This window comes from Pseudomonas marginalis, from assembly GCF_900105325.1.
In the GTDB taxonomy this organism is placed as follows: Bacteria; Pseudomonadota; Gammaproteobacteria; order Pseudomonadales; family Pseudomonadaceae; genus Aquipseudomonas; species Aquipseudomonas marginalis.
Map to the genome: position 1 here is coordinate 83,627 of NZ_FNSU01000001.1, position 24,379 is coordinate 108,005.

Annotated in this window: 24 protein-coding genes; 7 read left to right on the forward strand and 17 right to left on the reverse strand. The window is 61.8% G+C overall.

The window, feature by feature from the left end; translation table 11 throughout:
• Positions 1-62 precede the first annotated feature (62 nt).
• The gene (locus tag BLW22_RS00415) at positions 63-581 is read left to right on the forward strand and encodes an acyloxyacyl hydrolase (protein ID WP_027606880.1); all 519 of its coding nucleotides are present in this window, start codon (positions 63-65) and stop codon (positions 579-581) included.
• A 75-nt stretch (positions 582-656) separates the two neighbouring features.
• Here the strand turns inward: BLW22_RS00415 and BLW22_RS00420 are convergent, their stop codons facing one another.
• The 12 genes from BLW22_RS00420 to BLW22_RS00475 form a co-directional block, all read right to left on the reverse strand.
• On the reverse strand, positions 657-962 hold the full coding sequence (locus BLW22_RS00420) for a YkgJ family cysteine cluster protein (RefSeq protein WP_074843655.1): 306 nt from the start codon (positions 960-962) through the stop codon (positions 657-659).
• Positions 963-1,016: 54 nt separating this feature from the next.
• On the reverse strand, positions 1,017-1,505 hold the full coding sequence (locus BLW22_RS00425) for a DUF2878 domain-containing protein (RefSeq protein ID WP_065924051.1): 489 nt from the start codon (positions 1,503-1,505) through the stop codon (positions 1,017-1,019).
• Positions 1,498-2,769 (reverse strand): SAM-dependent methyltransferase, encoded by a 1,272-nt coding sequence (locus BLW22_RS00430; RefSeq protein WP_074843657.1) that lies wholly within the window; start codon positions 2,767-2,769, stop codon positions 1,498-1,500. The genes BLW22_RS00425 and BLW22_RS00430 overlap by 8 nt, the downstream gene beginning before the upstream one ends.
• Positions 2,756-3,565 (reverse strand): DUF1365 domain-containing protein, encoded by an 810-nt coding sequence (locus BLW22_RS00435; protein WP_065924053.1) that lies wholly within the window; start codon positions 3,563-3,565, stop codon positions 2,756-2,758. Before BLW22_RS00435 ends, BLW22_RS00430 begins: the two co-directional genes overlap by 14 nt.
• Positions 3,562-4,809 (reverse strand): NAD(P)/FAD-dependent oxidoreductase, encoded by a 1,248-nt coding sequence (locus tag BLW22_RS00440; protein ID WP_074843659.1) that lies wholly within the window; start codon positions 4,807-4,809, stop codon positions 3,562-3,564. Before BLW22_RS00440 ends, BLW22_RS00435 begins: the two co-directional genes overlap by 4 nt.
• Positions 4,806-5,588 carry an SDR family NAD(P)-dependent oxidoreductase gene (locus tag BLW22_RS00445; protein WP_065924055.1) on the reverse strand — a complete coding sequence of 261 codons (783 nt, stop codon included), beginning with the start codon at positions 5,586-5,588 and terminating at the stop codon, positions 4,806-4,808. The genes BLW22_RS00440 and BLW22_RS00445 overlap by 4 nt, the downstream gene beginning before the upstream one ends.
• Complete coding sequence (locus tag BLW22_RS00450) at positions 5,585-6,007, reverse strand: nuclear transport factor 2 family protein (RefSeq protein WP_065924056.1); 423 nt, start codon at positions 6,005-6,007, stop codon at positions 5,585-5,587. The genes BLW22_RS00445 and BLW22_RS00450 overlap by 4 nt, the downstream gene beginning before the upstream one ends.
• Positions 6,000-7,442, reverse strand: a complete 1,443-nt coding sequence (gene phrB, locus BLW22_RS00455) for a deoxyribodipyrimidine photo-lyase (protein WP_074843661.1) — start codon at positions 7,440-7,442, stop codon at positions 6,000-6,002. The genes BLW22_RS00450 and phrB overlap by 8 nt, the downstream gene beginning before the upstream one ends.
• Complete coding sequence (locus BLW22_RS00460; RefSeq protein WP_065924058.1) at positions 7,443-8,372, reverse strand: MerR family transcriptional regulator; 930 nt, start codon at positions 8,370-8,372, stop codon at positions 7,443-7,445.
• A 15-nt stretch (positions 8,373-8,387) separates the two neighbouring features.
• Positions 8,388-9,353, reverse strand: coding sequence for a YbgA family protein (locus BLW22_RS00465; RefSeq protein ID WP_074843663.1), 966 nt, complete (start codon positions 9,351-9,353; stop codon positions 8,388-8,390).
• Positions 9,354-9,465: 112 nt separating this feature from the next.
• A complete protein-coding gene (locus tag BLW22_RS00470) occupies positions 9,466-9,681 on the reverse strand; it encodes a TIGR02450 family Trp-rich protein (RefSeq protein ID WP_065924060.1) in 216 nt (71 codons plus the stop codon).
• Entirely contained in the window at positions 9,678-10,664 is a 987-nt protein-coding gene (locus BLW22_RS00475; protein WP_074843665.1) for an NAD(P)/FAD-dependent oxidoreductase, read from the reverse strand. Before BLW22_RS00475 ends, BLW22_RS00470 begins: the two co-directional genes overlap by 4 nt.
• Positions 10,665-10,876: 212 nt before the next feature.
• Between BLW22_RS00475 and BLW22_RS00480 the strand changes: the two genes are divergently transcribed.
• Both BLW22_RS00480 and hemH read left to right on the forward strand, forming a co-directional pair.
• Positions 10,877-11,776, forward strand: coding sequence for a TIGR01777 family oxidoreductase (locus BLW22_RS00480; protein ID WP_065924062.1), 900 nt, complete (start codon positions 10,877-10,879; stop codon positions 11,774-11,776).
• A 15-nt stretch (positions 11,777-11,791) separates the two neighbouring features.
• Positions 11,792-12,817 (forward strand): ferrochelatase, encoded by a 1,026-nt coding sequence (hemH, locus tag BLW22_RS00485; RefSeq protein WP_065924063.1) that lies wholly within the window; start codon positions 11,792-11,794, stop codon positions 12,815-12,817.
• Between the two features lie 118 nt (positions 12,818-12,935).
• On the opposite strand, the gene BLW22_RS00490 is transcribed toward hemH, so the two are convergent.
• The gene (locus BLW22_RS00490; protein ID WP_074843667.1) at positions 12,936-15,032 is read right to left on the reverse strand and encodes a TonB-dependent siderophore receptor; all 2,097 of its coding nucleotides are present in this window, start codon (positions 15,030-15,032) and stop codon (positions 12,936-12,938) included.
• A gap of 112 nt (positions 15,033-15,144) precedes the next feature.
• Positions 15,145-16,299: a Do family serine endopeptidase AlgW gene (algW, locus tag BLW22_RS00495; RefSeq protein ID WP_053131789.1), complete on the reverse strand. Its 1,155-nt coding sequence runs from the start codon at positions 16,297-16,299 to the stop codon at positions 15,145-15,147.
• A gap of 102 nt (positions 16,300-16,401) precedes the next feature.
• Here algW and BLW22_RS00500 point away from each other — a divergent pair, with 102 nt between their 5' ends.
• The 3 genes from BLW22_RS00500 (at position 16,402) to cysN (ending at position 20,122) form a co-directional block, all read left to right on the forward strand.
• Positions 16,402-17,160: a Nif3-like dinuclear metal center hexameric protein gene (locus BLW22_RS00500; RefSeq protein ID WP_074843669.1), complete on the forward strand. Its 759-nt coding sequence runs from the start codon at positions 16,402-16,404 to the stop codon at positions 17,158-17,160.
• Positions 17,161-17,296: 136 nt separating this feature from the next.
• On the forward strand, positions 17,297-18,214 hold the full coding sequence (cysD, locus tag BLW22_RS00505) for a sulfate adenylyltransferase subunit CysD (RefSeq protein ID WP_017137614.1): 918 nt from the start codon (positions 17,297-17,299) through the stop codon (positions 18,212-18,214).
• A gap of 9 nt (positions 18,215-18,223) precedes the next feature.
• On the forward strand, positions 18,224-20,122 hold the full coding sequence (cysN, locus tag BLW22_RS00510) for a sulfate adenylyltransferase subunit CysN (RefSeq protein WP_065924067.1): 1,899 nt from the start codon (positions 18,224-18,226) through the stop codon (positions 20,120-20,122).
• Between the two features lie 280 nt (positions 20,123-20,402).
• On the opposite strand, the gene BLW22_RS00520 is transcribed toward cysN, so the two are convergent.
• The 3 genes from BLW22_RS00520 to BLW22_RS00530 form a co-directional block, all read right to left on the reverse strand.
• The gene (locus tag BLW22_RS00520) at positions 20,403-21,302 is read right to left on the reverse strand and encodes an acyltransferase (RefSeq protein WP_065924068.1); all 900 of its coding nucleotides are present in this window, start codon (positions 21,300-21,302) and stop codon (positions 20,403-20,405) included.
• The gene (pta, locus tag BLW22_RS00525) at positions 21,303-23,402 is read right to left on the reverse strand and encodes a phosphate acetyltransferase (protein WP_074843673.1); all 2,100 of its coding nucleotides are present in this window, start codon (positions 23,400-23,402) and stop codon (positions 21,303-21,305) included.
• A gap of 79 nt (positions 23,403-23,481) precedes the next feature.
• On the reverse strand, positions 23,482-23,772 hold the full coding sequence (locus BLW22_RS00530) for a DUF3565 domain-containing protein (RefSeq protein ID WP_065948463.1): 291 nt from the start codon (positions 23,770-23,772) through the stop codon (positions 23,482-23,484).
• On the opposite strand from BLW22_RS00530, the gene BLW22_RS00535 reads away from it, so the two are divergent.
• Positions 23,771-24,256 carry an FKBP-type peptidyl-prolyl cis-trans isomerase gene (locus BLW22_RS00535; RefSeq protein ID WP_027606858.1) on the forward strand — a complete coding sequence of 162 codons (486 nt, stop codon included), beginning with the start codon at positions 23,771-23,773 and terminating at the stop codon, positions 24,254-24,256. The genes BLW22_RS00530 and BLW22_RS00535 overlap by 2 nt on opposite strands.
• Positions 24,257-24,379: the final 123 nt, after the last annotated feature.

Here is a 24,379-nt window from a genome sequence, read left to right on the forward strand (position 1 = left end):
GCTTCTATAGCGAGATGGCCTGTAAAAAATCATACAACTTTGTTTTCAAAGGACTGTTTCTTATGAAGCGCTTGTTCTGTTTGGCCGCGATTGCGGCCGTAGTGGTGGGACACTCTGTTTCGGCCCAGGCCGCAGGCCTGGAGTTTGGGGTGGGCAGCACCAGCGATTCGACGTTGACCTATCGACTGGGCCTGACCTCGGATTGGGACAAAAGCTGGATGCAGAGCGACGTCGGTCGTCTGACCGGCTATTGGAGCGGCGCCTATACCTATTGGGAGGGGGATGACCGTGCAGGTGCCAGCAGCCTGTCGTTCTCGCCGGTATTTGTGTATGAATTCGCCGGCCAGTCGGTCAAGCCTTACATAGAAGCCGGGATTGGCGTGGCAGTGTTTTCCCGTACCAAGCTGGAAGACAACAACATCGGTCAGGCTTTCCAGTTCGAAGACCGCCTGGGCTTTGGCCTGCGCTTCACCGGTGGGCATGAAGTCGGCATTCGCGCCACGCACTACTCCAATGCCGGGATCAGCAGCAATAACGATGGTGTAGAAAGCTACTCGCTGCACTACACCATGCCGCTGTAATTCCCAGGAACGCTGCAAGACAGTGTGGGCGGGGGCAAGCCCTCCCACACTTTTTGATCGTCATCAGTCTTCAGATCAGCGGTAGGCCGTGGCGATGCCTTCGCGTTCGGTCAGGCACTCCGGTGCGCCCATCTCGAACTCCCGGCAGATCAGCGGCCGACGTTCGTAAATCGCGCACATCATCGTGTCCCGATCCAGCGCCGCGCACCAGCCGTCATCCAGGCGCAGCATCACCTCACCGCCCCAATCGTCAGTGTCGATATAGCGCTCCGGCACGCCGGTGTCGGTGATCAGCATCACTTCCAGCTGGCAGCAGCAGGCCGCGCAGGTCGAGCAGGTGACGGCGGGTTCGGTGATTTGAATGTGGGGGATGTTGGTCATAGAGCAGCAGCTTCAAGCTTTAAGCGCCAAGCTGCAAGTAGAAGCCGACCGGCTTCAACTTTTGCGCATTGCGGCAACTGTCAACAGGGTGAAAACCATGGCCCAGAGCACAGCAAGCCCAACCAGGGTCGGCGCCGCGCCGAATCCGAACTGCACCCCCGCCAAGTGGCTGCCGGCGTAATACGACATTGGTCCGCCCAGCGCACCCATTAACGCCGCACGCCACCAGGGCCGTGCACTCCAGGCCAGGCAATGGCGCAGGGTGGTTGCCAGCAGGGCCCACAACAACATCAGCCAGAACGGAATCAACGGTCCCGGCTCGTTGAACTTGAACACGCCCAAAGCGCGCAACACCGTGTCCAATAGCGTGCCGGCCAGCGTCACGCTTATGATCAGCGTCGCGTCCCCAGCCCCTTTACTTATCCACAACAGATGGATAACCAGCACCGCCAGCCCCACCAGCAACCAAGGGCTATCGCCACCGAGTACGCAGGCAAACCACCCGCACTGGAACAGCACGGCATTGGCCAGTGGTTTAAGCACTGAAGCGCCCGAGCAACGGAGGGTTGATGGCCGACGGTTTGGCCAATAGCAATTGCGCGGTGCCAATGGTGCGCTCCATAAAGCCGCCCTCGCAGTAGCACAGGTAGAACTCCCACAACCGCAGGAAATATTCGTCGTAGCCCAGCTCCGTCAGGCGGCCGTGGGCGTGGCGAAAGTTCTCGTGCCACAGGCGCAGGGTTCGCGCGTAGTGCAGGCCGAAGTCCTCCATGTGCAGCAGGTTCATATCGGTGTCGCGGCTGACGATGTGCAGCATGTTCTGCACACTGGGCAGGGCACCGCCGGGGAAGATATAGCGCTGGATAAAGTCGACGCTGTTTTTCGCCTGCTCGAAGCGTTGCTCACGGATGGTGATGGCTTGCAGCAACATCAGGCCATCACGCTTGAGCAGGTGCGCGCACTGCTTGAAGTAGGTCGGCAGGAAGCGATGGCCCACCGCTTCGATCATCTCGATGGACACCAATTTGTCGTACTCGCCGGTCAGGTCGCGGTAGTCCTGCAGCAATAACGTGACCTGGTCTTGCAAGCCCAGGGCTGCGATGCGTTTTTCGGTGTAGGCGAACTGCTCTTTGGACAAGGTCGTGGTGGTGACCTTGCAGCCGTACTGCTGCGCCGCATACAGCGCCATGCTGCCCCAGCCGGTGCCGATTTCCAGCAGATGATCGGTGGGTTTGAGTGCGAGCTTCTGGCAGATGCGTTGCAGTTTGTTCAGTTGCGCCTGTTCCAGGCTGTCGTCGGGCGTCAGGAACTGCGCGGCCGAATACATCATGGTCGGGTCGAGGAATTCCGCGAACAGCTCATTGCCGAGGTCGTAGTGGGCGGCGATGTTTTTTTGCGAGCCCTTGCGCGTGTTGCGGTTGAGCCAGTGCAGGCCTTGGGTGAACGGCCGTGCCAATCTCGCCAGGCCACCCTCCATCGCGTCGAGCACATCCAGGTTACTCACCATAACCCGCACCACCGCCGTCAGGTCCGGGCTGGTCCAATAGCCGTGGATAAAGGCCTCGCCCGCACCGACGGAACCGTTGGCCGCCACCAGGCCCCAGACCGCCGAATCGACAATCTGGATTTCCCCCAGCAGGTGCGCTTCCCGTGCGCCGAATACCTGGCGCTCGCCGTCCTCGATCACCACCAACTGGCCATAGCGCAGTTGGCTGAGTTGGCGCAGCACGCCCTTGCGCAGCAGCGCACTGGTCATGCCGTTGACGTTCAGGCGGTTGGTCTTGACCGATAAGCTAGGGGATTTCATGGCGGCGATCCTTGGTGTACCCGACAGCTGTGCGAGAGGCGCCGTCGGCGGCCTGATGGGAAAAAATCGGTGTGCGCTTGAGCAACAGGCGCAGGGCCTGCCAATAGATGGCCAGGCAGGTCTTGGCGGTCATCCACGGATAGCGCCACAGGTAACGGTGCAGGCTGGCGCGGTTCAGCGTTTCCCTGTGCAGGCTCAAGGTGGCGTCGAAGACTTTCACCTCGCCCTGCCAATCGGCCATGTGCACGCCGAGCCTGGCGGCGGGCGGGCTGAAGCTCATGCGGTATTCCAGGTCGCGCGGCAAAAACGGCGACACGTGAAACGCCTTGGCCACGGCGAAGTGTTGGTGCTGATCCGCGCTGAGGGCCTGGGCCGGCAGCACGTAGTGATAGCGTTCGCGCCATGGGGTGTTGGTCACTTCGCACAGGATCGCGGCCAGTTGCCCATCGGCCTCGAAGCAGTAGAAGAAACTCACCGGGTTAAAAGCCAGGCCCCAACTGCGGGCCTGGGTCAGCAGGCAGATAACGCCCAGGGGTGTATGCCCCAGGGCCTTGCCGACTTCCTGGCGCACAGCATCGGTCAAGCTCATGCCGTGGCGCGTGAATTCACGCAGGTAGTCCTGCTGGCGAAAACCGAAGGGCGCCAGGCGGCTTGCGCCGGCCAGGGGCGACAGCCCGAGCACTTGGTCTTGTTCGCTTAAGTCCAGGTACAGCAGGCCGATGCGGTAGCGAAAGGCATGGGCCTTGGGTGCAAACCGCCGATGGGCGATCCAGCCGCTGTACAGGGCGCTGTTCACAGGCTTTCCCCGAAGGCTTCGGCTACGCGCAGGGCGCTGACGACGCCGTCTTCATGGAAGCCGTTGGCCCAATAGGCGCCGCAGTACCAGGTATGGCGGGTGCCGTTCAGCTCCTCCCAACGCGCTTGTGCGGCTACGGCGGCCAGGCTGTATTGCGGGTGGGCGTAGGTATAGCGCGCGAGGATCTTCAGCGGGTTGATCATCGACGTCTGGTTGAGGCTGACGCAAAAGGTGGTGGCGCTGTCGATGCCTTGCAGGATGTTCATGTCATAGGTGACAGCGGCCTGGGTCTGCACGTCGCCGCTCAGCCGGTAGTTCCAGCTGGCCCAGGCGAGTTTGCGGTCGGGCAGCAGGCGCGTGTCGGTATGCAGCACCACGTCATTGTCGGCGTAGGGCAGGGCGCCGAGGATCTCCTGCTCGGCCTGGCTCGGGTCGCCGAGCAAAGCGAGTGCCTGGTCGCTGTGGCAGGCGAACACCACCTTGTCGAAGGCTTCGGTGCCGGCGGCGCTGTAAATGATTACGCCCTCTGCGTCACGCTCGACCAGATGCACCGGGCAGTCGAGGCGGATCTGCTCGCGAAAGCTGCGGGTCAGCGGTTCGATATAACGGCTGGAGCCACCCTCGATCACGCACCACTGTGGACGGTTGTTCACCGAGAGCAAGCCGTGGTTCTTGAAGAAGCGCACAAAGAACTGCAGCGGAAAGTTCAGCATGTCCGCCAGGGACATCGACCAGATCGCCGCGCCCATCGGTACGATGTAATGCCGTATAAATCGCGGCCCGTAACCCCCAGCCTCGAGGTAGTCACCCAAGGTCATCTCGGCGCTGATGCGCTGCTCTTGCAGGTCCAGCGGCGCCTGGCGATTGAAGCGCAGGATGTCACGCAGCATGCCCCAGAAGCCTGGCGAGAGGATATTGCGGCGCTGGGCAAACAGGCTGTTGAGGTTGTTGCCGTTGTACTCGAAGCCGCTTCCCTGGTCGCACACCGAAAAGCTCATCTCGGTGGGTTTGAAGGTCACGCCGATCTGCCCCAGCAAGCGGATGAAGTTGGGGTAGGTCCAGTCGTTGAACACGATGAAGCCGGTATCCACCGCATAGGGTTTGCCCTCGACGGTGACGTTGACCGTGTGGGTATGCCCGCCGATACGGTCGCCCGCCTCGAACAGCGTGATGTCGTGACGGCGGCTGAGCAGGTAGGCGCTGGTCAGCCCGGCGATGCCGCTGCCGATAATGGCGATCTTCACAGGTCGTCCTTTTTCGGTGGCGGGCTGCGCAACATGCGTTTGCCGATGATCAATTGCGCGCGGTTCGGCAGTTTCGACAGCGGCCACAGCGTGGCGATAAACAGTGCGGGGAAGGCGATCTCCAGCGGGCGTTTTTCCAGCTTGGCGAAGATATGCCGCGCGGCCTTGTCGGCTGGCCAGCTCAGGGGCATCGGGAAGTCATTGCGCTCGGTGAGTGGGGTGTCGACGAAGCCCGGGCTGATCACCGTGACATCAATGTTTTCGGGCGACAGGCTGATGCGCAGGGATTCGAACAGGTAGCGCAGCCCGGCCTTGGACGCGCCATACGCTTCGGCCCGTGGCATCGGCAGGTAGGTCACGGCGCTGGCGACGCCCACCAGGTGTGGTGTGCGCCCGGCGCGCAACAACGGCAGCGCCGCTTCAATGCAGTAACTGCTCGCCAGCAGATTGGTGCGCACCACGTGTTCGATAATCGAGGCATCGAATTGCCTGGCGTCGACATATTCACAGGTGCCGGCGTTGAGGATCACGCTGTCGACCGAACCCCAGGCCGCGCCGATGTGTTCACCGATCTCGCGCACGGTCTGGCTGTTGGTCAGGTCGCCGGCCACCACGAGCACCTGGCCGGGGTACCGTTGGGCGAGCGCTTCCAGCGGGCCTTTGGTGCGTGAACTGAGGGCCACGTGGGCGCCGCTGTTGAGCAACTCCACGGCCAGCGCGGCGCCGATGCCACTGCTGGCACCGGTCAGCCAATAACGACGGGGCGGCAGTGCGTTCATCCCACTCTCCTTTTCAACCAACTGACGACCCCACCCAGCACGGGAAGGTGTTCGTACAACAGGGCGCCGGCGTCGAAGTAATCGCGGTGGCGGTACACCTTGTCACGCCACATCAAATGCGAGCAGCCCTCCACGCGGATGATCTTGCCTTTGCCCAGGCGCGGGTGGCAGAAACTCATGTTCCAGCGCAGGTAACCTTCGCCTTCGGCCACCTGGTCGAAACCATGGAAGTCGAAGCGCAGCTGGCTGACGTTGCTGTACAGCTCGGCGAAATACGTGTGCAGCGCGGTCAGTCCATGGACTTCATGCAGCGGGTCGGTGAACGCGATGTCCTGGCTGTAGAGGCTGTCGAGCAGTTGCAGGTTGTGCTTGTCCAGCGAGGCAAAGGCCTGGGCGAAGCGGCGCAGGAAGTCACTCATGTTCGGCGACCTCCTGGCGTGAAGGCAGGTTGCGAAAGGCTGCGAGGGCGCGTTCGCGGGATTTTTTCAGGTCGACAATCGAGCGCGGGTAATCCGCCACGCCAAACAGGCCGCCGAGCGCCTGCGGGTTGTGCACTTCCTTCTTGTTCAACGTGGCCAGCTCCGGCAGCCAGTGCTTGATAAACACGCCTTCGCTGTCGAATTTTTCCGACTGGCTCAGCGGGCTGAAAATCCGGAAATACGGCGCCGAATCGGTGCCGGTGGATGAACTCCATTGCCAGCCGCCGTTGTTGGCGGCCAGGTCGCCGTCGATCAGGTGGCGCATGAAGAAGCGCTCGCCTTCGCGCCAGTCGATCAACAGGTTCTTGGTCAGGAACATCGCCACCACCATGCGCAGGCGGTTATGCATCCAGCCGGTTTCCAGCAACTGGCGCATGGCGGCATCGATGATCGGCAGGCCGGTGCGCGCCTGTTGCCAGGCGGCGAGGTCCTCGGGCGCATCGCGCCAGGCCAGGGCTTCGGTCTCGGGACGGAAAGCGCGGTGACGGGAGACCCGTGGGTAGCCGACCAGAATGTGCTTGTAGAACTCACGCCATAGCAGCTCGTTGATCCAGGTGATGGCGCCGATGTCGCCGCTTTCGAACTCGCCCTGGTTGGTTTGCAGGGCGGCGTGCAGGCATTGGCGCGGCGAAACCACGCCGGCGGCCAGGTAGGCGGAGAGCTGGCTGGTGCCGGGCTTGGCCGGAAAATCCCGTTCGTCTTTGTAGTAGCTGATCTGCTGGTCGGCAAAGGCGTCGAGGCGGCGACGGGCTTCGTCTTCGCCGGCGGGCCAGAGGGCGCGCAAGGTGTCGCTGGGCGGTTCGAAGCCGTCGACCTGTTCGGGAATCGGATCGCTCTTGAGCGTGAGCACGGCTTGGGCCTTGGGCGTTGCGACCCGACGCGGAAGGGCGCTGTGCAGGCGCGCGTAGCAGACCTTGCGGAACTGGCTGAACACCTGGAAGTAGGTGCCGGTCTTGGTCAGCACGCTGCCCGGTTGGAAAAGCAGTTGGTCCAGGTAGCTGTGGAACGTCACGCCGCCGGCTTCCAGCGCCTCAGCGACAGCTGCATCGCGACGGCTTTCATGGATGCCGTATTCCTCGTTGACGTGCACCGACTCTACGGCCAGTTCCCGGCACAGTTCACTTAACACGGCGGGAACCTGATCCCAGGTAGCAGCGTGGCGGATCAGCACGGGAATGTTCAGGGTGCCCAGGGCCTGGCTCAAGTGCTGCAGGTTGCGCAGCCAGAAATCCACTTTGCAGGGGGCATCGTCATGGGCCAGCCATTGCTCGGGCGTGACCAGGTACACGGCCGCCACCGGGCCTCGCTGGCAGGCCGCGGCCAGGGCGGTGTTGTCGTGAAGGCGCAAGTCGGTGCGCAGCCAGATCAAGTGCATTTAGATAAGTCCACGCTGGATCAGGAGCTGATGGGCCGACAACGGGTCTTCGGCCACGAACAATTGCGCAATGTCTTGGGTTAATACGGCCAGCTCGGCCTGGTGGATGCAGACCGTGGGGCCGACGAGCAGTTTTGCGCAATTGACGCCAGCCAGCAGCTTGGTCAATGCCGGCAATTGCAGGGCCTTGCTCGAGTACAGGAGCACGGCGCGCGGTTGCAGGTGTTCCGCCGCAAGGGCCAACTCGCCCGTGGGCAACGGCCAGTCGAAGACTTCCACCGGGCAATCGGCGCTGCTGGCCAGCCAGGCGCTGAGCCACAGGTGCGGCTCCAGGGGCAGGTCGGAGTGGTTGACCAGCAGCAACGGCGCGCCGTGCAACTGCCGGTTGTTGTGGTAGATGCGTGCACCAAACTTGCTGCGCAGCCAGGACAGGAAAAACACCCGCTCCATCTGAGCGCCAAACTGGCCTTGCCAGCGCTGTTCCAGCTCCTGCAGCAGCGGCAGCAGCAATTGCTCGCACAGGGTGCGCGGCGGGTACAGCGCCATGGCCTGGTTAAACACATCGTCCACCCGGCGTTCGGCCAGTTCGCTGACGGCCTGCACCAGGTTCTGGCGCAAGGCTTGCCATTCGTTCTCTACGGCATCGGGAAGGGCCTGGGCGGAATCGATCAGGCCTTTTACCTGGCTGACCGGCACGCCGCGATTGAGCCAGGTGAGGATGGTGTGGATGCGTTGTACATGCTCGGCATTGAACAGCCGATGGCCCTTGGGGGTGCGCTGGGGCACGATCAGGCCATAACGGCGTTCCCAGGCGCGCAGGGTCACGGCGTTGACGCCGGTCTGGCGCGCCACTTCACGAATCGGCAGCCAGCCGTCTTCGAGGGCTTGGGCGATGTCTGCACCGGGTTCGTCTTGCAAGATAGCGGTCATGACGCTTTTCATGGTTTAGATCGCATTACGCAGGCTGAGATTTTCCGGGTGCGGCTGCAAGTAGGCCTGCTGCGCGATGTAGCGGTCCGGGTGTTGGCGAAAGTGATGCTTGAGCAGGGTCAATGGCACCACCAGCGGCACGATGCCCTGGTGATACTGGCTGATGACTGTCTGCATTTCCTGTTTGTCATCGGCGCTGATGGCCTGCTTGAGGTAGCCGCTGATGTGTTGCAGCACGTTGGTGTGGGTGCCGCGGGTGGCGCACTTTTTCAGGCCGGTCATCAGGTCGCTGAAATAGCAGGCGGCCACCTCGTCGAAGTTGACGTCCCTGGCCATGCTGCCGAGGCGGTGGCCCAGGCTCTTGTAATGCATCAGGCTGTGGGCCATCAGCAAATACTTGTAGCGCGCGTGAAACGCCAGCAGGCGGTGGCGGGTCAGGCCCTCTGCCAGCAGTTGCTGCCAACTGGCGTAGACGAAGACGCGGGTCAGGAAGTTTTCCCGCAGTACCGGGTCATTCAGGCGGCCATCTTCTTCCACAGGCAGGTTCGGGTGGCGCGCGCAGAACGCCTGGGCGTAGATGCCACGCCCGCCGCCCTCCACCGGCGCTCCGTTTTCACGGTAGACCTTGACGCGTTCCAGGCCGCAGGACGGCGACTTCTGCATGAAGATGTAGCCGCACAGGTCGGTGTGTTCGGCGGCCATTTTGCGGCCGTATGCGTCCAGCGGCGCGGTGACATTCAGTTCGCGGTGTACGGTGCCGACGGCCTGGGGCTGCTCGGCATCGCCCACCAGGCGAATGGTTTCACGGGGGATACCCAGGCCGATCGCCACTTCCGGGCACAGCGGCACGAAGTCGAAGTACTTGGCGAGGACCTCGCTGCATAGCTGGGATTGCTTGTGACCGCCATTGAAACGCACGTTTTCGCCCAGCAGGCAGGCGCTGATGCCAATCTTCGGCTTGATGGATGGTGTGCTGGGCATGGCCAAACCTCTGCAAGATTCCTGTACAAGATCTGAAATCTGTACAACTAAATCTCATCATAGGTTTGATGCTGTACAAGTCAAATATTTTGTACAAGTATTTGCGCGGAGGCTATTTCCAGCCGATTTGCCAAGCCTCGGCATTTTGCAGGGTTTGCCAGGCCAGGCGCTCAGCGCGCAGGGTCATCACGGCTTGCAACTCGATTTCCAGCACTGTGCCGTCCTCGTCACGAAACAGTTCGGTGACCAGGAAGTGTTTTTCCTTGTTGCGGGGCCGGGCTGCCGTCCACTTCGACAGCAGCAATTTGGCCGGGTTGATGCGGTTCATTGCAGGTGCTCGATCAATCGTCGCGCGGCTTCCTGGCCACTGAGCCATGCCCCTTCCACGCGCCCCGAGAGGCACCAGTCGCCACACACGTACAGGCCCAGGTCGGCGTCGGCCAGCACCCCGAACTCATGGGCGCCTGACGGTCGTGCGTAGAGCCAGCGGTGGGCCAGGCTGAAGGACGGTGGGGGCATGGCGCTGTGCAGCAATTCGGCGAAGGCACCGTGCAGGTGTTCGATCACCGCGTCCTTGGACAGGTCCAGGTGGGCCTTGCTCCAGGTGCTGGTGGCGTGCAGCACCCAGGTATCGAGGGTCGTATCGCGCCCGGGCTTGCTGCGGTTGCGCGCCAGCCAGTCCAGCGGGCTGTCTTGCACGAAGCAGCCTTCCATGGGGGTATCCAGGGGCTTGTCGAAGGCCAGGGCAATGGCCCAGGACGGGTCCATCTTCACGCCGGCGGCGGCACTCGCCAATTTGGGCGCTGCCGCCAACAGGGCCGTGGCCTGGGGGGCGGGCGTGGCGATGATCACATGGCTGAACGGGCCGTGGTTTTCGCCGTCGGCATCCAGCAGGTTCCAGTGTTGCTTGCCTTGGAACACCTCGGTGATCCGGCAGCCGAACTCCACCGGCAGGTCGTCAAGCAGGGCGCGGGTGATGGCGCTCATGCGCGGCGTGCCGACCCAGCGGATCTGTTCATCGGGGGAGGGGGTGAGTTGGCCGGACTTGAAATTGTACAGCTGGGGCTTCCATTGCTCGGCCCAGCCGTTGCTTTGCCAGCGCTGCACTTCGTTGACGAAGCGTCGGTCGCGGGCGGTGAAGTATTGGGCACCCATGTCCAGTGCGCCGGCGTCGCTGCGCTTGCTGGACATGCGGCCGCCGCTGCCGCGGCTTTTATCGAAGAGTTGTACAACGTGCCCGGCGTCTTGTAACGCTCGGGCGGCGGAGAGACCGGCGATGCCGGTGCCGATGATCGCGATGGGGACAGTCATGGGAGGCCTCGTTTTACCGTTGGGTACAGGCTACGCCGACACCAATAGCTGTACAATATTATTTTTTGGTATAAGTTTTGGCGTACCTGATCGCTTGGCGTGACCTATGGTTAACCATGAGGCTTAAACAAAAGTCACGCTCGATTACAAATTGATCCCTGCTTATAAAATAGACTAGTGATCGGCGGCGAACGTTACATGAGGAGCGTCCCATGCATATTTTGCTGACCGGCGGTACCGGCCTGATCGGTCGCCAACTCTGCCAACACTGGATTGCCCAAGGTCATCGCCTGACGGTGTGGAGCCGCCATCCTGAAGACGTCGCCCGGTTATGCGGTGCAACGGTGCTCGGGGTGGCTCGTCTGGAGGAGGTGATTGGCGCGGTGGACGCGGTGGTCAACCTGGCGGGTGCGCCGATTGCTGACCGTCCCTGGACCCACAAACGCAAGGCGCTGCTCTGGAGCAGCCGCATCGGCTTGACCGAAACCCTGCTGGCCTGGCTCGAAAGCCAGGCGCAGAAACCGGCGGTGCTGGTTTCCGGTTCGGCGGTGGGCTGGTACGGCGACGGTGGCGAGCGCGAACTGACCGAGGCCAGCGGCCCGGTACAGGACGATTTCCCCAGCCAACTCTGCATCGCCTGGGAAGAAACCGCCCAACGTGCCGAAGCGATGGGCATCCGCGTGGTGCTGGTGCGCACCGGCCTGGTACTGGCGGCCGAGGGCGGCTTTTTGTCGCGCCTGTTGCTGCCGTTCAAACTCGGGCTGGGCGGGCCTATCGGCAACGGGCGGCAGTGGATGCCGTGGGTTCATATCAAGGATCAAATCGCCCTGATTGATTTTCTTCTGCACAAGGATGACGCCAGCGGTCCTTATAATGCCTGCGCGCCGCACCCAGTGCGTAACCGCGAGTTCGCCAAGACATTGGGCCAGGCGCTGCACCGCCCGGCGTTCATGCCGATGCCGGCCTTTGCATTGAAGGTGGGTTTGGGCGAGTTATCGGGGCTGTTGCTGGGCGGGCAGAAGGCGATCCCCGAACGCTTGATGGCCGCCGGTTTCATTTTCCAGTTCACTGAGTTGCATGCGGCTTTGGATGACTTGTCCAGCCGCCTCTAAGAGATAGGATGTTGCATGACGGATCACGCGTTGTTACTGGTCAACTTGGGTTCACCGGCCTCCACTTCGGTGGCCGATGTGCGCAGCTACCTCAATCAGTTCCTGATGGACCCTTATGTCATCGACCTGCCGTGGCCGGTGCGGCGCTTGCTGGTGTCGTTGATCCTGATCAAGCGCCCCGAGCAATCTGCGCATGCCTACGCCTCTATATGGTGGGACGAGGGTTCGCCGCTGGTGGTGCTCAGTCGTCGCCTGCAACAGCAGATGACCGCGCAGTGGACCCAGGGGCCCGTGGAGTTGGCGATGCGTTATGGCGAGCCTTCCCTGGAAACGACGCTCACGCGGTTGGCCGCCCAAGGTATTCAGAAAGTGACTCTGGCGCCTCTGTACCCGCAGTTTGCCGACAGCACCGTGACCACGGTGATTGAAGAAGCCAAGCGGGTAGTGCGCGAGAAAAAGCTCAACGTACAGTTCTCGATCCTGCAGCCATTCTACGATCAGGCGGAATACCTCGACGCGTTGGCCGCCAGCGCCCGACCTTATATAGACGCGCATTACGACCACTTGCTGCTGAGCTTCCACGGCTTGCCCGAGCGCCATCTGAAAAAGCTCGACCCGACCGGCCAGCATTGTTTCAAGGATGCGGACTGCTGCAAGAACGCCTCGCCTGAGGTGCTCGCGACCTGCTACCGCGCACAATGCTTCAGCGTTGCCCGCGACTTCGCCGCGCGCCTGGGCTTGCCTGACGACAAATGGTCAGTGGCGTTCCAGTCGCGCCTGGGCCGTGCGAAGTGGATCGAACCCTACACCGAGGCACGCCTGGAAGCGCTGGCCCGTCAAGGGGTGAAAAAGCTGCTGGTGATGTGCCCCGCGTTTGTTGCCGACTGCATCGAGACCCTGGAAGAGATCGGTGATCGTGGTCGGGAGCAATTCCGCGAGGCGGGCGGTGAGGAGTTGGTGCTGGTGCCGTGTTTGAATGACGATCCGCAGTGGGCGGCGGCGCTCAATACGCTCTGCGAAAGAGCACCGCTGTCACTGTAGGAGCGAGGGGGACGCCTAGTTCTTGCTCGCGAAGGTCGTTAACGATAACGCAGCGCCTCTGGGGTAACGCGTCGCTCTCAGGTGCTTCGCGAGCAAGCTCGCTCCTACAAGGGGGGGGTTACAGGTTGAGGGTCAAGCTTACGGTGAGATTGCGCGGCTCGCCGGGATTGACCCAGTAATTGCTGTAGGACCGCTCGTAGTACTTTTCATCGAACAAGTTGTTGAGGTTCAGGCCCACGGTGACGTTCTGCGTGGCCTTGTAATGGGCCAGCAAATCGACGGTGTGGTAGGCGGGCAGTTCAAAGCGGCTGCCGGCTTCACCCGAGCGATCCCCTACATAGGTGAACGCCGCGCCCAGGTCTGAACCGCGCAGCGCGCCGTCCTGGAATTCATACACCCCCAACAGGCTGCCGCTGCGCTTGGCTACGCCGAGGATGCGGCTGCCCGCAGGAATGGCTTTATCACCCTTGGTCACTTCGGCATCTATGTAGGCAAAGGCGCCGATCACGCGTACCGCATCGGTCAGTTGTCCTGTCAGTTGCAGGTCGAAGCCCTGGCTGCGTGCCTTGCCCATGGCGCGGTTGGTATTGGTGGCCGGGTCCAGGGCCAGCACGTTTTCCTTTTCGATATGGAAAGCGGCGAGGGTGGCGCTGAGGCGGTCGTCGAACAGCTCGCTCTTGATCCCCACCTCATAGCCCACGCCTTCTTCGGGCTTGAAGGTCTTACCGCTGGCGTCCAGGCCGCTGTTGGGCTTGAACGAGGTGGAAGCGTTGGCGAATACGCCGACCTCTGGCGTCAGTTGATACAGCAGACCTGCGCGCTGGGTAAGTGCGTCGTGGGTTTGCCGACTCTTGGCGTGGTTGCGGGTGAAGTCGTCGGTGCTTTGTTCGAAATGCTCGAAGCGCGCGCCGACCATGCCGCGCAGGCGGTCAGTGAAGATGATCTGGTCTTGCAGGTTCAGCGCCTGGCTTTTGGTCTGTTCGAAGAAGTCGGTGCCGGAGCGTGCGCCATTGGGTTTGGGCTGGCCGTAGACCGGGTTGTAGAGGTCGATGGCGTAGGGGCTGCCGGCTATGGCGGTGACGCGCTCCTTCTTGCGGTAGTCCTCGTATTCGGTGCCGACCAGCAATTCGTGCTGCCAACTGCCAAGGTCGAACAGGCCGCGCAGTTCCAGCTGGGTGATGCTGTCGTGCCAGCCCGTGGAGCGTTCGCGGTAACGGCGGTTAAGGGTATGGCCGTCGGTGTTCAGTGCGCGGTTTTCCGAGGCGTCGCCCCACAGGCTGCCTTGTTTGTAATGGCTGGCCAGGCGCAGTTTCCAGGCGTCGTTGAGATGATGCTCGAGGGTGGCCTGGATGCGGTTGTTGTGGTTGTCGATAGTGCCGTCGTTGGGTTCGCCGAGGAAGGTGGAGCGCGATACGCCGGGGGCGTCGACGATGCCACGGTCGAAGGTGGAGCTGTGGCGGACGAATTCGCTCTCCACCAGCAGGGACGTGTCCGGGTCCAGCTGCCAGCTGAATGAGGGCGCGACAAATACACGCTTGCTCTCGACGTGATCGCGGAAGCTGTTGTTGTCTTCCACCGCCAGGTTGACTCGTGACAGCAGGTTGCCCTCGCTGTCCAGCGGCGTGTTGACGTCCAGGGCGGTGCGATAACGGTCCCAACTGCCGGCGCTGGTTTGCAGGGTGGTGAAGGCTTCAGGCTGGGGCTTTTTGGTAACGATATTCACGGTGCCGCCGGGATCACCACGGCCATACAGGCTGGCGGCCGGGCCCTTGAGCACTTCGATGCGCTCGATATTGGCCGCGTCCGGCGTGCTCGGGTAGCCGCGGTTGGCGCTGAAACCATCCTGGTAGAACTCCGACGTGGTGAAGCCGCGCACGCTGTATTCGTAGAGCGTGAGGCCGCCAAAGTTGTTCTGCTTGGACACCCCGCCGGCAAACTCCAGGGCGCGTTCCACGTTGGTGCTGCCCAGGTCCGTGAGTACCGAGGCGGGAATCACACTGATGGACTGTGGGATATCGCGAAGGGCGGTGTCAGTTTTGGTCGCGCTGGCAGAGCGGGTGGCGCGGTAGCCGTTGACCGGGCCGGTGGCGGATTCATAGGCGTCGGTGGTGACGCTGATGGTCTCCAGCTCAACGCTGTTGTCTTCGGCAAAGGCGGGATCCAGCAGCAAACCCAAGGCCAGGCCAGCCAGGGGGGCAAACGTTCGAGACGGCATGATAGAGCGTTCCAATGGCAACATTGAAACAATATAACATGTCTAATGAGAATGCTTTTGCTTTGAAATATATGCTTACAGGTACCCGCGAACGGGTACCTGTGGAGGCGGTTTATTCCTCTTCTTTGACCGGCGCAGGCGGTGGGCGCAAGCCGATCTCCGCCAGCAGCTTGATCTCTTTACCGTTGCGCATCACCTGGATCGCCACCTTGTCGGTCGGCTTGATCCGAGCCACCTGGTTCATCGACTTGCGCCCATCACCGGCCGGTTCGCCGTTGATGCTGAGGATCACATCCCCCAGCTGCAGGCCGGCTTTCTGCGCCGGGCCATCGCGGAAAATCCCGGCGACCACGATGCCAGGGCGCCCGGTCAGGCCAAACGACTCGGCCAGTTCCTTGGTCAACGGCTGTACTTCAATCCCCAGCCAGCCGCGAATTACCTGGCCGTGCTCGATGATCGACTTCATCACTTCCATCGCCAGCTTTACCGGGATCGCAAAGCCGATGCCCTGGGAGCCGCCGGACTTGGAGAAAATCGCCGTGTTGATGCCAGTCAGGTTGCCATTGGCATCCACCAGTGCGCCGCCGGAGTTGCCCGGGTTGATCGCCGCGTCGGTCTGGATGAAATCTTCGTAGCTGTTAAGCCCCAGTTGGTTACGCCCGGTGGCGCTGATGATGCCCATGGTCACCGTCTGGCCCACCCCGAACGGGTTGCCGATGGCCAGTGCCACATCACCCACCCGCAGCCCATCGGAGCGGCCTAGGGTGATGGACGGCAGGTTTTTCAAATCGATCTTCAGGACCGCGAGGTCGGTTTCCGGGTCGCTGCCCACCACACGGGCCAGGGTTTCGCGGCCGTCACGCAGGGCCACCACAATCTGGTCGGCGCCGGTGGTCACATGGTTATTGGTGAGGATGTAGCCTTCGGGGCTCATGATCACCCCCGAACCCAGGCTGGACTCCATGCGGCGCTGTTTGGGCCCGTTGTCACCGAAGTAGCGGCGGAACTGCGGGTCTTCAAACAGCGGATGGGCCGGCTTGTTGATGACCTTGGTGGTGTACAGGTTGACCACCGCGGGAGCGGCGATGACCACCGCGTCCGCGTAAGTCACCGGGCCTTGCACCACCGCGCTGGTCTGCGGTGCCTGTTGCAGGTTGACATCAAGGCTGGGCAAGCCCACCCACTGGGGATAACGCTGAATAATCAGCATCGCGATCAGCACGCCAGCCAGCAATGGCCATCCAAAAAAACGCAGTGCCTTGAGCATCAAGTAAGTCCTGACAGGTTGCAGGGGGCGGGAGAGCGCCCATAATGTCGCGCATTATACGAGGCTGCGAGCGCCTCGGAACGGGATATTTAGGAGTCTTTTATGGCCGTCCCCCTTACCACTCTCGTCGAGGAAGCGGACCGCTACCTTGGCAGCGCAAAAATTGCCGATTACTGCCCCAATGGCCTGCAGGTCGAGGGGCGGCCGCAAGTGATGCGCATCGTCAGCGGCGTTACCGCAAGCCTTGCCCTGCTGGACGCGGCCGTCGAAGCCCAGGCCGATTTGATCCTGGTGCACCACGGTTATTTCTGGAAAGGCGAAAACCCCTGTATCACCGGCATGAAGCAACGCCGCCTGAAAACCCTGCTCAAACACGACATCAGCCTGCTGGCCTACCACCTGCCGCTGGACCTGCACCCCGACGTTGGCAATAACGTGCAACTCGCCCGCCAGTTGGACATCACCGTCGAAGGCCCACTGGACCCGAGCAACCCCAGGATCGTCGGCCTGGTCGGCTCGCTCGCCGAACCGCTGTCGCCCCGCGACTTCGCCCGGCGTGTGCAGGATGTGATGGGCCGCGAGCCGCTGCTGATCGAAGGCAGCCAGATGATCCGCCGCGTCGGCTGGTGCACCGGCGGTGGCCAGGGTTACATCGACAACGCCATCGCCGCGGGCGTCGACCTGTTCCTGAGCGGCGAAGCTTCCGAGCAGACCTTTCACAGCGCGCGCGAAAACGACATCAGCTTTATCGCCGCCGGACACCACGCCACTGAGCGTTACGGTGTACAGGCGCTGGGCGATTACCTGGCGCGGCGCTTTGCCTTGGAGCATCTGTTCATCGATTGCCCCAACCCGATTTGACTGCCAAACCTTGGGGCATATTGATATACCGTTTCGATCTAGCTGGTGCCCTGAATAGAAGAAGGTGCTGTGCTAGCATGCCCCGCTCGAACACGGCCCGCTGGCCGTCCATAAGATCGTTTTTCCGTGAGTAACCATGGTCGACAAACTGACGCATCTGAAACAGCTGGAGGCGGAAAGCATCCACATCATCCGCGAGGTCGCCGCCGAGTTCGACAACCCGGTGATGCTCTACTCGATCGGTAAAGACTCCGCCGTGATGCTGCACCTGGCGCGCAAGGCCTTCTTCCCGGGCAAGCTGCCGTTCCCGGTGATGCACGTCGACACCCGCTGGAAATTCCAGGAGATGTACAAGTTCCGCGACAAAATGGTCGAGGAGCTGGGCCTGGACCTGATCACCCACGTCAACCCGGATGGCGTGGCGCAGGGCATCAACCCGTTCACCCACGGCAGCGCCAAGCACACCGACATCATGAAGACCGAAGGTCTCAAGCAGGCCTTGGACAAGCATGGTTTCGACGCCGCCTTCGGCGGTGCCCGTCGCGATGAAGAGAAATCCCGTGCCAAAGAGCGCGTGTACTCGTTCCGCGACAGCAAGCACCGATGGGACCCGAAGAACCAGCGCCCGGAGCTGTGGAACGTCTACAACGGCAACGTCAACAAGGGTGAGTCGATCCGTGTGTTCCCGCTGTCCAACTGGACCGAGCTGGACATCTGGCAGTACATCTACCTGGAAGGCATCCCGATCGTGCCGCTGTACTTCGCCGCCGAACGCGATGTCATCGAGAAGAACGGCACGTTGATCATGATCGACGACGACCGCATCCTCGAGCACTTGTCCGACGAAGACAAAGCCCGAATCGTCAAAAAGAAAGTACGTTTCCGTACCCTTGGCTGCTACCCGTTGACGGGCGCGGTGGAGTCCGAAGCCGAGACGCTGACGGACATCATTCAGGAAATGCTCCTGACGCGAACTTCCGAGCGCCAGGGCCGTGTCATCGACCACGATGGTGCCGGCTCGATGGAAGATAAAAAACGTCAAGGCTATTTCTAAGGGGCTGTCATGTCGCATCAATCTGATTTGATCAGCGAGGACATCCTCGCCTACCTGGGCCAGCACGAGCGCAAGGAAATGTTGCGCTTCCTGACCTGTGGCAACGTCGACGACGGCAAGAGCACCCTGATCGGGCGCCTGCTGCACGACTCCAAGATGATCTACGAAGATCACCTGGAAGCCATCACCCGTGACTCGAAAAAGTCCGGCACCACCGGTGACGACATCGACCTGGCGTTGCTGGTCGACGGCCTGCAGGCCGAGCGTGAGCAGGGCATCACCATCGATGTCGCCTACCGCTACTTTTCCACCGCCAAGCGCAAATTCATCATCGCCGACACCCCCGGCCATGAGCAGTACACCCGCAACATGGCCACCGGTGCATCCACCTGTGACCTGGCGATCATCCTGATCGACGCGCGCTACGGCGTGCAGACCCAAACCCGTCGCCACAGCTATATCGCCTCGTTGCTGGGCATCAAGCACATCGTGATCGCTGTCAACAAGATGGACATCAATGGCTTTGACCAAAGTGTGTTCGAGTCGATCAAGGCCGATTACCTGAAGTTCGCCGAGGGCATCGCCTTCAAGCCGAGCACCATGGCATTCGTGCCGATGTCGGCACTCAAGGGCGACAACGTGGTGAACAAGAGCGAGCACTCGCCCTGGTACACCGGCCAGTCGCTGATGGAGATCCTCGAGACTGTCGAGATCGCCAACGACCGCAACTACACCGACCTGCGTTTCCCGGTGCAGTACGTCAACCGTCCGAACCTGAACTTCCGTGGGTTTGCCGGCACCCTGGCCAGCGGCATCGTGCATAAGGGCGACGAAGTCGTGGTGCTGCCGTCAGGCAAGAGCAGCCGCGTCAAATCCATCGTCACCTTCGAAGGTGAGCTGGAACACGCCGGCCCAGGCCAGGCCGTGACCCTGACCATGGAAGACGAGATCGACATCTCCCGTGGCGACCTGCTGGTGCATGCCGACAACGTGCCGCAAGTGACCGACGCCTTCGACGCCATGCTGGTGTGGATGGCCGAAGAGCCGATGCTGCCGGGCAAGAAATACGACATCAAGCGCGCCACCAGCTACGTGCCGGGTTCCATCACCAGCATCGTGCACCGTGTGGACGTGAACACCCTGGCCGAAGGCCCGGCGAGTTCGCTGCAGTTGAACGAGATCGGCCGGGTCAAGGTCAGCCTCGACGCCGCCATCGCGTTGGATGGCTATGACAGCAACCGCACCACCGGTGCGTTTATCGTCATTGACCGCCTGACCAACGGCACCGTGGGCGCCGGCATGATCATCGCACCGCCGGTCACCCACGGCAGTGCGGCGCATCACGGCAAGTTGGCCCATGTCGCCACCGAGGAGCGCGCCCAGCGTTTCGGCCAGCAACCGGCTACCGTGTTGTTCAGCGGCCTGTCAGGCGCGGGCAAGAGCACCTTGGCCTATGCGGTCGAGCGCAAGCTGTTCGACATGGGCCGTGCGGTGTTCGTGCTGGATGGCCAGAACCTGCGCCACGACCTGAACAAGGGCTTGCCCCAGGACCGTGCCGGACGTACCGAAAACTGGCGCCGTGCCGCTCACGTGGCGCGTCAGTTCAACGAAGCCGGCCTGCTGACCCTGGCCGCATTCGTCGCCCCGGATGCCGAAGGCCGTGAACAGGCCAAGGCGCTGATTGGCAGCGACCGCCTGCTGACCGTGTACGTGCAGGCCTCCCCGCAGGTGTGCGCCGAGCGTGATCCGCAGGGCTTGTACGCGGCGGGTGGGGATAACATCCCTGGCGAATCCTTCCCGTACGACGTGCCGTTGAATGCCGACCTGGTAATCGACACCCAGGCCCTGTCACTGGAAGACAGCGTCAAGCAAGTGCTGGAGCTGTTGCGCCAGCGCGGCGCGATCTAAGCCTCGCGGCCACAAAAAAGCCCGCCACCGAGTGATCGGTGGCGGGCTTTTTCACATCTTCAAGACCTGGCGCGGTCAAATGTGGGAGGGGGCAAGCCCTAATGCCAGTCAGTTAAGCTTACATCGCCTCCTGTAGGAGCGAGCTTGCTCGCGAAAAACGTCAACGATAACGCGTGCTTCCTGAATGAGCGCGGCGCCTGTGAGTTTTTTGCGAGCAAGCTCGCTCCTACAAAAAGCCTTAACTGACTGGCATTTGGGCAAGCCCCCTCCCACAGGTTGATCATCGCTTGCTTGGGAATTCGGTGTGAAGCTGATCCAGCAACGCATCCTTGGTTTCCCACAGCTGGTTGATCCACCCCTGGAACGCCAGTCGATACTCCCCATCCTGCTCATAATTCCTGCCGATAAACTCTGCCGGAATCTGCACCTCTTCAAACTGCACCACCACGTCCTGCACCTTCCCGCACAGCAGGTCCCAATACCCAGGACGTCCGCCAGGGTAGTGAATGGTCACATTGACCAGTGATTTCAGCTGTTCCCCCATGGCATCCAGCACAAACGCGATACCACCCGCCTTGGGCTTGAGCAGGTAGCGAAACGGCGACTTCTGCTGCGCATGCTTGCCCGGTGTAAAACGCGTGCCTTCGGCAAAGTTGAAAATACCCACGGGGTTGTCGCGAAACTTCGCACAGGTCTTGCGAGTGGTTTCCAGGTCCTTGCCTTTCTTCTCCGGGTGTTTTTCCAGGTAGGCCTTGGTGTAGCGCTTCATGAAGGGAAAACCCAGTGCCCACCACGCCAGGCCAATCACCGGCACCCAGATCAACTCCTGCTTGAGGAAGAATTTCAGCGGGCGAATCCGACGATTGAGCACGTATTGCAGGACCATGATGTCGACCCAGCTCTGGTGATTGCTGGTCACCAGGTACGAGTGCTGGTAGTCCAGGCCTTCAAGGCCTTTAAGGTGCCAACGGGTATGGCGCACCAGGTTCATCCAGCCCTTGTTGTTGGTGACCCAGGCTTCATGGGTGTGGTTCATCAGCCATTCGCTGAAGCGCTTGGCGAAGGGCAACGCCTTGAACAGCGCCACGATAAACAGGAACGAACACAGCAGGATCGTATTCAGCGCCAACAGCAGCGAAGCGATCACCCCGCGTACGGCGGCAGGTAGAAAATCCAGCATTTAGATATCCATAGGTCGGTTGGCGGCTTGGATCGCAGTCAGCGCGATGGTGTACACGATGTCGTCGACCTGGGCGCCGCGTGGCAGGTCGTTGACCGGTTTGCGCAGGCCCTGGAGCATCGGCCCGAGGCTGACGCAATCGGCACTGCGTTGCACGGCCTTGTGCGTGGTGTTGCCGGTGTTCAGGTCCGGGAACACGAACACGGTGGCTTTGCCGGCGACCAGGCTGTCGGGGGCCAGTTGGCGGGCGACGGTTTCGTTGGCGGCGGCGTCGTATTGCAGCGGGCCGTCGATCAGCAGTGAGCTTTGCTGTTCATGGGCGAGCAGGGTGGCTTCGCGGACTTTCTCCACTTCCTCACCGCTGGCCGAGTCGCCGCTGGAGTAGCTGATCATCGCCACACGCGGGGTGATGCCGAAGGCGGCGGCCGAGTCGGCGCTTTGCAAGGCGATTTCCGCCAGCTCGGCGGCACTTGGGTGCGGGTTCATCACGCAGTCGCCGTAGACCAGCACCTGCTCGGGGAACAGCATGAAGAACACCGACGACACCAGGGTGCAGCCCGGTGCGGTCTTGATCAACTGCAGGGCCGGGCGAATGGTGTTGGCGGTGGAGTGGATAACCCCGGAAACCAAGCCGTCCACTTCATCCAGTGCGAGCATCATGGTGGCGATCACCACGGTGTCTTCCAGTTGCTGCTCGGCCATCGGCGCATTCAGGCTCTTGCTCTTGCGCAGGGCAACCATGGGCTCCACGTAGCGCTGGCGAATCAGGTCCGGGTCGAGAATCTCCAGGCCTTCGGGCAATTCGATGCCCTGGGCGCGCGCGACCGCTTCTACGTCAGCCGGCTTGGCCAGCAGCACGCAGCGCGCGATGCCCCTTGCCTGGCAGATAGCGGCGGCTTGCACGGTCAGCGGCTCGCTGCCCTCGGGCAGCACAATGCGTTTGTTGGCCGCCTGGGCGCGCTGGATCAACTGGTAGCGGAACACCGCCGGCGACAGGCGCATCTCCCGTGGCGTGCCGCAACGCTGGTGCAGCCAGCGCGCATCGAGGTGGCTGGCGACGAAATCGGTGATGATCTCCGCGCGCTCGCGGTCATCGATGGGGATTTCCTTGTTGAGGTTGTTGAGCACGTTGGCGGTCTCGTAGGAACCGGTACTCACCGACAAAACCGGCAGCCCAGCCTGGAACGCGCCGCGGCACAGATCCATGATGCGCGGGTCTGGCAGGGTGTCGCTGGTCAGCAGCAGGCCGGCCAGGGGCACACCGTTGATCGCGGCCAGGCTGACGGCGAGGATGATGTCGTCACGGTCGCCGGGGGTCACCACCAGCACGCCGGGCTTGAGCAGCTCCACGGTGTTACGCATGGTGCGGGCGCAGATGATGATCTTGGTCATGCGCCGGGTTTCGTAGTCGCCGGCGTTGAGGATCTGCGCGCCCATCAGGTCGGCCACGTCGCGGGTGCGCGGCGCGTTGAGTTCCGGCTGGTAAGGAATGCAGCCGAGCAGGCGGAAATCACCGCTGCGCAGCAAGGGCGAATGCTCCTTGAGGCGCGCCGAGAAGGCTTCCATGCTTTCGTCGGTGCGCACCTTGTTCAGGATCACGCCGAGCACTTTCGGGTCTTTCGGGCCGCCGAACAGCTGGGCCTGCAGTTCCACGCGGCCGGAGAGTTCGGTGAGCACTTCGTTTTCCGGGGCCGAGACCAGGATCACTTCCGCATCCAGGCTCTTGGCCAGGTGCAGGTTGACCCGGGCCGCATAGCTGGCGCTGCGGGTCGGTACCATACCTTCGACGATCAGCACGTCCTTGCCCACGGCGGCCTGCTGATAAAGGGTGATGATTTCTTCGAGCAGCTCGTCGAGCTGGCCGTCGCCGAGCATGCGTTCCACGTGAGCCAGGCCTAGCGGTTGTGGCGGCTTGAGGCCATGGGTGCGAGCCACCAGCTCGGTGGAGCGTTCGGGGCCGGTATCGCCGGGATGTGGCTGGGCAATCGGCTTGAAAAAACCGACTTTCAGGCCGGCTCGCTCAAGGGTACGCACCAGCCCAAGGCTGATGGAGGTCAGACCCACACCAAAATCGGTGGGCGCGATAAAAAAAGTCTGCATGCGAATTCTCTGGAGGTGCATGGCTTCGGTGGCGCCCTATGGTTGAGTGCCTACCGGGAATCAGGCGCCAAGGTTATCGTTATTCGGGCGCTTGCGCACACCAGCCGCAGGCAAAGGGCTGGCCTATTTTTTCCAGGCGCTGTGTGGCGTCGAGTACCCAGGCGCGAGACTGCCATGGCGGCTGGTGGCGCAGGTGCTGGGTGTGGCCGCAGGACAGCTCGGCAACCCAGTGACCCTCCTCGTCCTGGTGGAAGCCGATGATCAAGGATGCCGTTGATCGGCCCCGTCCGTCCGGGTTCTGTTCGCTTTCGGGCAAATCCTTGTTTAGACTTGTCCGTTCTTCATTCTTATGCAAAAGGTCTCGCCCCATGACGATCGCCGCTAACAAGGCTGTCTCCATCGACTATACCCTGACCAACGACGCTGGTGAGGTCATCGACAGCTCAGCCGGCGGCGCGCCGCTGGTCTACCTGCAAGGCGCAGGTAACATCATCCCAGGCCTGGAAAAGGCTCTGGAAGGCAAGAGCGTTGGTGATGAGCTGACCGTTGCCGTAGAACCTGAAGATGCCTACGGCGAATACTCCGCCGAACTGGTCAGCACCCTGAGCCGCAGCATGTTCGAAGGTGTTGATGAGTTGGAAGTGGGCATGCAGTTCCACGCCTCCGCGCCGGACGGTCAAATGCAGATCGTCACCATTCGTGATCTGGACGGCGACGACGTCACCGTCGACGGCAACCACCCTCTGGCTGGCCAGCGCCTGAACTTCCAAGTGAAGATCGTTGCCATCCGCGACGCTTCCCAGGAAGAAGTGGCCCACGGTCACGTCCATGGTGAAGGCGGTCATCACCATTGATTGATGTTTTGATCAAGTGGTAGCAAAAAAAACGCCCCGACTGGTTCGGGGCGTTTTTTGTGCGCTTGAAAATCTCTACCGGATCCCCCCGCCACATTTTGATCGTGGTGTATTTTCAGGCAC